The sequence below is a fragment of the Sphingomonas sp. genome (genome assembly GCF_031361285.1).
GTDB lineage: Bacteria > Pseudomonadota > Alphaproteobacteria > Sphingomonadales > Sphingomonadaceae > Sphingomicrobium.
On record NZ_JANMCO010000106.1, the window covers coordinates 1 to 9016 of the forward strand.

The window sequence follows — 9016 nt, forward strand, 5'->3', positions numbered from 1 at the left end:
CGGCGCGGGCGATGTCGAGGTCGGGATCAAATACCGCTTTGTCGACATCACATCCCAAGGGTTGTCGGTGGCGATCTTTCCGCGCGTTTTCCTGCCCACATCGAAGGCGAGCATTCGGACGCGGGTCCTGCTGCCGGTCTGGGCACAGAAGGACATCGGCAAGACGTCGCTGTTCGGCGGCGGCGGTTATGAGGTCAACCCGGGACCGGGCAGCCGCGACTTCTGGCTGGCGGGAGCCGCGGTCACCCATGCTGTGAGCGACAAAGTGACCGTTGGCGGCGAAGCGACGCACCAGAGCGCCGGCACCGACGGCGGCGCGAGCCGCAACAGCCTCGGCGCCGGCGCGAGCCGCAACAGCCTCGGCGCCGGCGCGATTCGTCAAGCTGCGCGAGCCATTCTCGCTGCTCGTGGCGGGCGGGCCGGCATGGTCCGGCGGCCAGTCGAGCTACCATGTCTACGCAGCGCTCGGCTTGAACTTCTAAATTTATTTTGGATCGCGGCGGACGCCAGCTGAAGGTGCAACGGACGGGGATGTTTTTTGAAATGAGGGTTCGCGGCTACAATCAACTGTCCTGTTGAGGATTTGCATCGAGGAAATCGCAAATTGGGCAAAGATAACCAGCGAGGTGCCGATCGCGGCCAGAGCAGCGCCCCGCGCTCCCAGCGTCGGCAGGAGCAACCCGAGCAATACCAGATAGACCAAGGCGCCGACTGCCCGGATTCGCAGCACGCGGCCGGCTCGCCCGTGCGCATCGTGAAAGGGCTCAAGGGCAAACTCGGCGAGATCGATTGCCGCTGCGATCGAAAGAAGGAACAAAAATTCGTGGGCGAATGCGAAATCTGGGCCCGCGACGAAGCCGAGGATGGCCGCGCCCGCCATGCCGGTAGCCACGACAGCCAGGCTCGCCAGCGCGGCAGCGATCGAGCAGACGCGAACCAGGACATGACGCAGTTTCTTATGATCATCCTCGGCCACTAGTCGCGCGAATTCCGGGTAGAGTGCGCGCGTCGCGGTTTCGACGGGATTGGTGATGCCCTTGGCGAGACGTTGCGCCATGCGAAAACCACCCGCCTCGACCGGCCCGGCCACGCTGCCAACGGCAAGAGTCCCCAATTGCATCCAAAAGACGCTTAAAGAACTCGAGATGTTCGTCTGAATCATGAATCGCCAAATTCGGTGGTTCTCATGGACTGCGGCGATCAAACCCCGCCGGCCAAATACAGGGCGTGGGCTTTGCAGCATCAGCGCCGCGATCCACTGCGCGATCATCTGGACGGCTGCGGCCGAAACCCAGACGGCCAGGAAAGCCCCCACGCCCGCTCCGCTCGCCCAGGCCGCAATCGAGCCGATCAGTCGGATGGCTGGTGACAAGGCCTCGGTATAGGCCAAGAGGTCGAACCGATCGAACAGACGCAGCATGCCCGACGGCGTCGTTCCGGTAGTCAACAGCAGGACCGCGGCAAACAATTGCGCCGATTGCTGCTGGGCCGCATCCCAGTGCAGCGGAGGAGCTGCGAGCGGGACAGCAAGGACCGCGACCACGGCACCCAGCACCCCGGCTGCCAAATCAAGCGTCGCCGTGAAGCCAAACAGTCGGGCAAGCCGATGTGGTTGTCCTGCGGTGACGTGGACGGCGCCATAGCGGATGACGCCTTTCCAGGATTGGAATTGGGCGAAGTTTGCGATCAGTTGGCCATACGTCAACACCAGCGTGAACGCGCCAAAGCCAATTGGCCCAAGCGTGCGCGCGGCGATCGCCAGATAGGCCAGGCTGGTTACGCCAGTGAAACCGCGCGATCCGGCCAGCCAACCCAGGTTCCTTGCGAGCCGGGCAAAGATTCCGCTGCCGCGCGCCTCGGCTGTCACTGCTGCCGCACCTGCCGCAAAAGTCGAATCGCCATCGTCATGCCGCCATGCACAGCGTCTCTTGCGCAGGCGCGCAAGTGGCAGTCAGCGTGACGAGCGGACTCATGAGCATGAATGCCTCATTGATCCGCTTTGCCACCGCCGGTAAGCATGGCGACCACGCAATGGCGCCGATACGTGCCCGAACAGCAAGAGCGCAGCGTGCAGTCTTGGCGAGGCGGACCAGAAACTCCATGTCCTGCCGCCGCTCGACGCTCTCATCGAACAGGCCGGCGCGAAGCGCGACCTCTCGTCGCACGCTGATGCCGGATGTCGGCCACGACATCGGCGCTGCCGTCCGTCGATCCATCGTCGACGACGACCAGTTCGAAGTCCGTCAGGTCTTGGCGCAATACGCTGTCGATCGCGCGTTGCACGACCAGCCGCCGGTTGTGGACCGGAAGGACGACCGCAATGCGAGGCCGCGCGCTTGTATTGATGCGCGCTTCGCCGGCACGCCTGGCCATCATTGCTTCCCTACGTCGCTAATCGAGCGCAACAGCGGACGCAGTGCATTGAGATGGCTCTCGATCGCGGCCTCGATTCCATAGCCGCGGGCGATGTCGCGCAGATTTGCCGTATCCTCCCGGGAGTTCAGACTGTTATCAATGGCATGTGCAAGGGCATTGACGTCGCCCCTCGGTATGACCGCACAGCGGGGTGCATCGGCGAGGAGTGACCGGGCACCCTCGAAGCAGTCGGTGGTGACGACGGGTAGATTGCACGCCAGGGCCTCGAACACAGCGGCCGGCCAGCCTTCATAGTCCGACGAGAGGACAAACAGGTCCGCATTGCGCAGCCAAGGAAGAACCTGCTCGGAAAAGCCCGGCATTTCGATCCTGTCTGCGATTCCCAAGGACTGCGCCAACGCCTCGAGGCGCGGCCGCTCCGGCCCGTCTCCCAGGATCGTGAGCTGGCAGTCTGGTCGGCTGACTCGCGCGAAAGCGGTCAGAAGGATGTCCAGCCGCTTTTGCGGCATCATTCGGGCGAGAGTGAGAATCCTGCGCGACCGTGAGCGTGGCACCCGCTTATAGTCCGCAAACATTTCGCGAGTGATGTACGGGTTGGTCACAACGAGGAACTTGCCCTTCTGTTGCGGATACATTCCCGACAATGTGGCTCGCTCCTCGGCGCTGAGCGTGAGAATCCGATCAAAATTGCTGAAAACGAAGCCGTACAGGCGGTGCCGATAGAATTTCCTTAGGCGGCCGCGATCGAACGGGCGGATCACCGGGTTGGTGGTCTTCAACACGTAGTTTGGCCGGCGATCGCCTGGCTGCCGCAGCGATGAGAGGCCGGTGATCAAACCCATATTGTTGCTGCTGGCGAGGACCACGGACGGCCGCGCCGTTGCGACAAGGTTCCGAATGAAGGGAAGTCCGCGGGCAAGCTCCAGATGGCGCGATCCGATCGGCGGCCCGGCGTCGTCCCGCAAAACTCTCTTGTCGAGAAGCCCGAGCAGCGTTTGCTCCCCCTCGCCGCCGCTACGTAGAATGGCAATTCCGACGGGTATTCCCGTCCGGACAAAACCGTTGGCCAGGTGAATAGCGACACGGTCAGCCCCCCCATGGCTCAAGCGATGGATCGTTATCAATATTCCACCGTCCAGCGATCCGTCCGTCATCGAGGATCTGGAAGATACCGGCTGGACTGAGGAACGCATTCTCATATCTCAAAGTCGGCGCGAGGGGCCGGGCCCACATCGTTCGGCGCGAATGGGGAGTTCAAGCGGCGCGGCTTTCTTGTATTGGCTCGATCCAAAGGGGATCCCCACGACACAGATCGCGCCATGCGGCAATATGGAAAAGCGCGGCGTCGGCGGAGTGCCACAGCCTGAAAGGCGAATTGAATGTGTGGAATTGCGGGCTGGTTCAGGCGCAATGGGCGTCCGGTAGCGCGGGCTGATATCAAAGCCCAGTGTGACGCCATCGCCCATCGCGGGCCGGATGACTCGGGAATTCTGACCGACGGCGATTTCGGATTCGGGATGCGGCGGCTCAGCATCCTGGACATCGCCGGCGGTCACCAGCCGATGGACACCCCCGACGGCCGCTTCGCGATCGTGTTCAACGGGGAGATCTTCAATCATCTCGAGGTCCGGGAACCGCTGATCGCCTCGGGCTATTCATTCGTCACCCATAGCGACACCGAGACCATCCTGGCGGCATTTTCCCACTGGGGGAACGATGCCTGGGCCAGGCTTGAAGGAATGTTCGCCGTCGCGATCTGGGACCGGCGGCGACGCTCGCTGACGTTGGCGAGAGACCCGCTTGGGATCAAGCCGCTGTACATTTCCGAACAAGGAGGCGGCCTCAGTTTTGCATCGGAACTCAAGGCGCTGCGCGTCCTGCCCGATCATCGCTTCGACGTTGACCAGCGGGCGGTGCACGACTTCTTCAGCTTCGGTCACGTGCGCCGGCCACGTTCGATCTTTCATCAGGTCGCAACGCTCGACCCCGGCCATTACCTGACATTCGACGCCGAGGGCGCCAGCCGGGTCGGGGCCTATTGGCGTCCGCGCTTCCATGACGGCGAGAGATTATCCGTCGATCAGTGGAGCGACACGATGCGCTCGATGCTCAGCCGGACAACCGCGCGCCACATGCAGGCCGATGTGCCGGTGGCCGCATTCCTGTCCGGGGGGATCGACTCATCTGCAATTCTCGCGGCGATGACCCAGGCGACCAGCCAGCCGATCAAGGCGTTCACGATTGGTCATCCGGGATCCAAGATTGACGAAACCGCGGCTGCTCGCCTGATCGCCAATCACCTCGGATGCGACCATATCGTTGCTCCTCTGGAAATGGCGGATGCAACCGAGATGTTGCCGCAGATTCTCAGCAGCTACGATGAGCCGTTTGCCGACATGGCGGCGATTCCGACGTGGTTCGCCTCGAAGCTTGCGGCGGAACACGTCAAGGTTGTGCTGTGTGGAGAAGGCGGAGACGAGCTGTTCGCGGGCTATAAGAGGCACCGGAATGCTCGTGCGATTGAACGATTGAGGCCGCTGCTCGGGCCGGCAGGTCCGCTTGCGGCCATGATCGAAGGAATGCCGGTCTCCCGCTCCCAGCGCCTCAACGCCGTCCGTCAGCATGCGCTGCGCTTTGCGGAATTCATTCGCCTGCCCGACGGCTACCAGCAATTTTTTGCGGCGACCCAAATCAGCAGCCGCGCGCTGCGCCGGCAAATCTATTCGCCCGATTTCTGGCAGCAACAGGAGGGCGAGGATTCCTACGCCCGGCTCGAACAAGAGTATTTCCCGGCGGCCGCGGTGCCGAAGGCGTCGGCGCTCGAGCAGTTTCTGTTCGCCGACCTCACGCTCAATATGCCGTCAGCCATGCTCACCAGGCTCGACCGTGCGAGCATGGCCCACTCGCTCGAGGCACGGGTGCCCTTCCTGTCCCACAAGATGGTCGATTGGGCGCTCACCGTGCCCGAGGACCTCAAGCTTCGCGGCCGCACCGGGAAATTGATCCTGAGGAGGGCGGCCGCACCCTGGCTGCCGCAAGAGATCCTGAGTCGACCCAAACAGGGTTTCCAGATTCCGATGGCGGATTGGCTGCGCGGGCGATTTGGCGAATTCGCCCGCGAGACGTGGCAGACGTCCGGCGCCGCCACGGCCGGATATCTCGATGGCTCTGCGGTCGAGCGGCTGTTCCGCGAACATCAAGACGGCGCAGCCGACCACAGCCGGATGCTCTATGCCATTACGGCTTTCGGGATTTGGTGGCGCGGCGCGCAATCAGCTGCCCCGCTTGCGAGTACAATCCATGCCGCCTGACCGGTTCGCCAGGCGCCCCATCCGCGTCAGCTTCATCCTGCACAAATTCAGCCGCGGCGGCAGTGACCGCGTCGCGGCCTATCTCGCGCGCGGGTTCGCCGCTGCGGGAATGGATGTGGACCTCATCGTGTTCAGCCGGAAAGGCGAAGTCGAGGACATCTTGTCCGAATTGCTGGGGAAGAATGTCCCGGTCCACTATCTCGGACGGGCGAGTGGATCCCGCGCGCTCGACCTGTTCAAAGGCCTCATCAAATGTGCGCTACTGCTGGGCGCCCGCCGGCCCGATGTCGTCATTTCCACAGCGAACAACACGGCATTGGCCAGCGCGATTGCGGTGCGCCTCGCCGGGCTGCGGCAATCCAGGCTCGTGCTCAAGACCACCAATCCGATTGCGACCTCCCGCCACGCGGGATTGGCCCGGCGGTTCCGTCTTTGGACCTATCGAATCATCTTCCGCTGGACCGACGCAGTGTGGACCCTGAGCGCCGACGAAAGCGATGAAATGCGCGCGGAGTTCCCCCAGTTTGCCTCGCTCTTTCGCAACGTGGCCAACCCCTATGTGACGCCGGAGATGCTTGCCGAGCCGACGTCAACCAGGCAGCGGCCGGCCGGCAAGACGATCATCAGCGTCGCCCGACTGACCGCCCAGAAACGTCTTGACCGGCTGATTGCCGCCTTTGCCCAGGTGCAATGCCTGGGCGCAAAACTCCTGATCCTCGGCGAAGGCGAGGAACGTGCCTCGCTAACGGCGCTTATCGCAAGACTGGGTCTCCAGGGCCGCGTGTCCATGCCGGGCTATGCGACGGACGTATCCAAGGCCCTCCATGAGGCCGACTTGTTCGTTCTCACGTCGGATTACGAAGGGCTTCCTGCCGCGCTCCTCGAAGCGATGGCGACGAATTGTGCGGTGCTATCCACCGATTGCTTCCCGGCAGCGCGATCCCTGTTCGGCCGGCTCGATGGTGGCGGCATCATCGAAGACACCGGGCCGGTCGCGCTCGGGGCGTTGATGGATCGATATCTGGAGCGCCCGAGACCCGCCAGGCTCCGCAACGTTGCCGCAGGATATTCAATTGAAAGCGGCGTCTCAAGTCACCTCATCGCTTTGGACGACGTGCTTTAATTTAATTCGGTCGTTGGTGAGGGTTTTAAGGGGCCGTGGCGTCTTGGCAATATGCGGATTGGCTTCCTGTTCAACCACGATCAAATCCATCAAGTCGCTCACAGCCTGCCCATCGCCCTCGCGCTCGCTGATCGCGACCCGGACTGGGACATTGTTGTCGCGACCACAAACGAAGTCCTGCGCCGCGAAGTGGTTCGGATCATCGCCATGCACGGTGGACCTGGCCCGCAACTGGTGCGCCTCCGCCAGAAAAACCCGATCCTTCGCGGAGCGGTCAAGGCCCTCGACGGGATAATTCCCGCAGCCAAGCTAGCTGTCTATCGCGACAATCTCGATTTCTTTCGTTCTCTCGACGCTTTGGTAGTCGCGGAGAAGACTTCGGCAATTCTCAAGACTCGCTATGGGCTTGAGTCCCTGCGGCTAATCCATACGCGTCATGGCGCCGGCGATCGGGCGATTGGCTTCAACAAGGCCAGCGCCCAGTTTGATTTCATACTCGTTGCCGGGCCCAAGATCCGCGATCGCCTGGTCGCCGAGACCGGGATTCCGCCGGAGAGGCTGGCGATCATCGGCTACCCCAAGTTTGACCTTCCCCGGACCCGCTCGCTGCCACCTAAGCTTCAAGGCAACGGCAAGCCGACGGTGCTCTATAATCCGCACGTGTCGCCGCACTTGTCGTCGTGGTACACGCATGGCCGGGCGGTGCTCGATTTCTTCACCGGTAACCCGGACTACAATCTGATCTTCGCCCCCCACGTAATGCTGTTCGAACGCAAGTTTGTGATTTCGATCGACAAGCTGCGGCTGGACTGGCCGGGGCGGCTCGCGTCCAGATATTACGATGCCCCCAATATCCATATCGACCTCGGCAGCGCCGCATCGACCGACATGAGCTATACTGAGGCCGCTGACATTTATCTCGGCGACGTCAGCAGCCAGGTCTATGAATTCCTCATCCGGCCGCGGCCTTGCATCTTCCTCAATTCGCATCGCATCGATTACGCAGCGGATACCAATTTCGCGCACTGGGCGGCTGGCGAAGTCATCGACGATCCGACGCGCCTGCAAACCGCGCTGGCGCGGGCGCCCACTGAACATCTCAGCTATCTTGAAACCCAGCGCGACCTGTTTGCCCGCAGCATCGATCTCACCAGCACTCGATCGTCCGAGCGCGCCGCACAGGCGATTCGGCAATTCTTGCGGATTCCGGAAGGCGCTGCTCCTGCCACTGCCGGGCAATCAGCCAGCCAACGGTCCGCCAAAGCGGCGACTGCCTGACCCCCAAACGGGCTTTGAGCGACGCGCGCCCGCGTTGTCCCCCCTTGCCGCTTGCTCTAGGCCCCGGGTGTCACCTCGGTCCAAGGGCATCCATGCCGGCGCAATCGCTGCAAATACAATTCATGGAAAGCCGCCCGGCTTTGCTCCGTTTCATGCAGTTGCGCGGCGCGTCGGCCGATGAGGCAGAAGACCTCGTGCAAGACCTGTACGTGAAGCTTGGGAACCTCACGGTCGGTCCAATCGCCGAACCGCGTGCCTATCTTTACCGCATGGCTGTCAATCTCTTGCTCGATAGACGGCGCACCGCGATCCGCAGGGCGCGACGCGAGGAGCAATGGTCGCAGATTGAAACAGATTCGCTAACGACGCCGGGCGATACAGCGACCGCTGCAGATGACGCTCTGATTGCCCAGCAGCGTTTGCATATCGTCGAATCTGCGCTTGCCAGCCTGCCTGCGCGCACGGCCGATATTTTCCGCCGATTCCGAATTGAGGGGGAGCGGCAAAAGCAAATCGCGGCCGAGCTCGGCATCAGCGCCAGTGCCGTCGAAAAGCATTTACAGCGCGCCTATGAGGTTGTGCTCGCCATCAAGGCTCGGACTGATGAGGAGTTTAATGCGCCGCGCCGTCTAGGAGGGGAAAGCGAGTCCGATGCCACCTGAATCCGCCACAGCTCGCGCTCAGGCCATCTCCTGGCATATCCGGCTTCGCGACGGACGCGCCGAGGATTGGGACGAGTTTGCCGAGTGGCTGGCACTCGATCCACAGCATTCGGTTGCCTATGACGAGGTCGCCCTGGGCGATCGCGATATTGACCCGGCGTTGGCCACATGGGCGAACTCGCGAACCGCGCAGGCCAAGGACGCTCGGTCCGGCCAGTAAGCCGACGCACTAGGACCGTCGCTGCGCTGGTCATGCTGTCCTGGCC

At 62.5% G+C, this 9016-nt stretch carries 10 protein-coding genes; 6 read left to right on the top strand and 4 right to left on the bottom strand.

Going from position 1 to position 9016, the window contains the following annotated elements; genetic code table 11:
• Nucleotides 1-514: hypothetical protein (locus RMO25_RS10055; RefSeq protein WP_309662469.1), on the top strand; the 514-nt coding region annotated here is incomplete at its 5' end.
• On the opposite strand, the gene RMO25_RS10060 is transcribed toward RMO25_RS10055, so the two are convergent.
• The 4 genes from RMO25_RS10060 to RMO25_RS10075 are packed head-to-tail and all read right to left on the bottom strand — an operon-like array spanning nt 485 to nt 3530.
• Nucleotides 485-1867: a lipopolysaccharide biosynthesis protein gene (locus tag RMO25_RS10060; protein WP_309662470.1), complete on the bottom strand. Its 1383-nt coding sequence runs from the start codon at nt 1865-1867 to the stop codon at nt 485-487. The two genes, RMO25_RS10055 and RMO25_RS10060, sit on opposite strands and share 30 nt — an antisense overlap.
• Before the next feature lie 37 nt (nt 1868-1904).
• Nucleotides 1905-2192 (bottom strand): hypothetical protein, encoded by a 288-nt coding sequence (locus RMO25_RS10065; protein WP_309662478.1) that lies wholly within the window; start codon nt 2190-2192, stop codon nt 1905-1907.
• A complete protein-coding gene (locus tag RMO25_RS10070; RefSeq protein ID WP_309662471.1) occupies nt 2125-2376 on the bottom strand; it encodes a glycosyltransferase family A protein in 252 nt (83 codons plus the stop codon). Before RMO25_RS10070 ends, RMO25_RS10065 begins: the two co-directional genes overlap by 68 nt.
• Complete coding sequence (locus RMO25_RS10075; protein ID WP_309662472.1) at nt 2373-3530, bottom strand: glycosyltransferase; 1158 nt, start codon at nt 3528-3530, stop codon at nt 2373-2375. Before RMO25_RS10075 ends, RMO25_RS10070 begins: the two co-directional genes overlap by 4 nt.
• Before the next feature lie 225 nt (nt 3531-3755).
• Here RMO25_RS10075 and asnB point away from each other — a divergent pair, with 225 nt between their 5' ends.
• The 5 genes from asnB (at nt 3756) to RMO25_RS10100 (ending at nt 8970) form a co-directional block, all read left to right on the top strand.
• On the top strand, nt 3756-5687 hold the full coding sequence (asnB, locus tag RMO25_RS10080; protein WP_309662473.1) for an asparagine synthase (glutamine-hydrolyzing): 1932 nt from the start codon (nt 3756-3758) through the stop codon (nt 5685-5687).
• Entirely contained in the window at nt 5677-6810 is a 1134-nt protein-coding gene (locus RMO25_RS10085) for a glycosyltransferase (protein ID WP_309662474.1), read from the top strand. Before asnB ends, RMO25_RS10085 begins: the two co-directional genes overlap by 11 nt.
• Before the next feature lie 51 nt (nt 6811-6861).
• Nucleotides 6862-8088 carry a hypothetical protein gene (locus tag RMO25_RS10090; RefSeq protein WP_309662475.1) on the top strand — a complete coding sequence of 409 codons (1227 nt, stop codon included), beginning with the start codon at nt 6862-6864 and terminating at the stop codon, nt 8086-8088.
• Nucleotides 8089-8180: 92 nt separating this feature from the next.
• Nucleotides 8181-8750 carry a sigma-70 family RNA polymerase sigma factor gene (locus tag RMO25_RS10095; protein WP_309662476.1) on the top strand — a complete coding sequence of 190 codons (570 nt, stop codon included), beginning with the start codon at nt 8181-8183 and terminating at the stop codon, nt 8748-8750.
• On the top strand, nt 8740-8970 hold the full coding sequence (locus RMO25_RS10100) for a DUF4880 domain-containing protein (RefSeq protein WP_309662477.1): 231 nt from the start codon (nt 8740-8742) through the stop codon (nt 8968-8970). Before RMO25_RS10095 ends, RMO25_RS10100 begins: the two co-directional genes overlap by 11 nt.
• Nucleotides 8971-9016 lie beyond the last annotated feature (46 nt).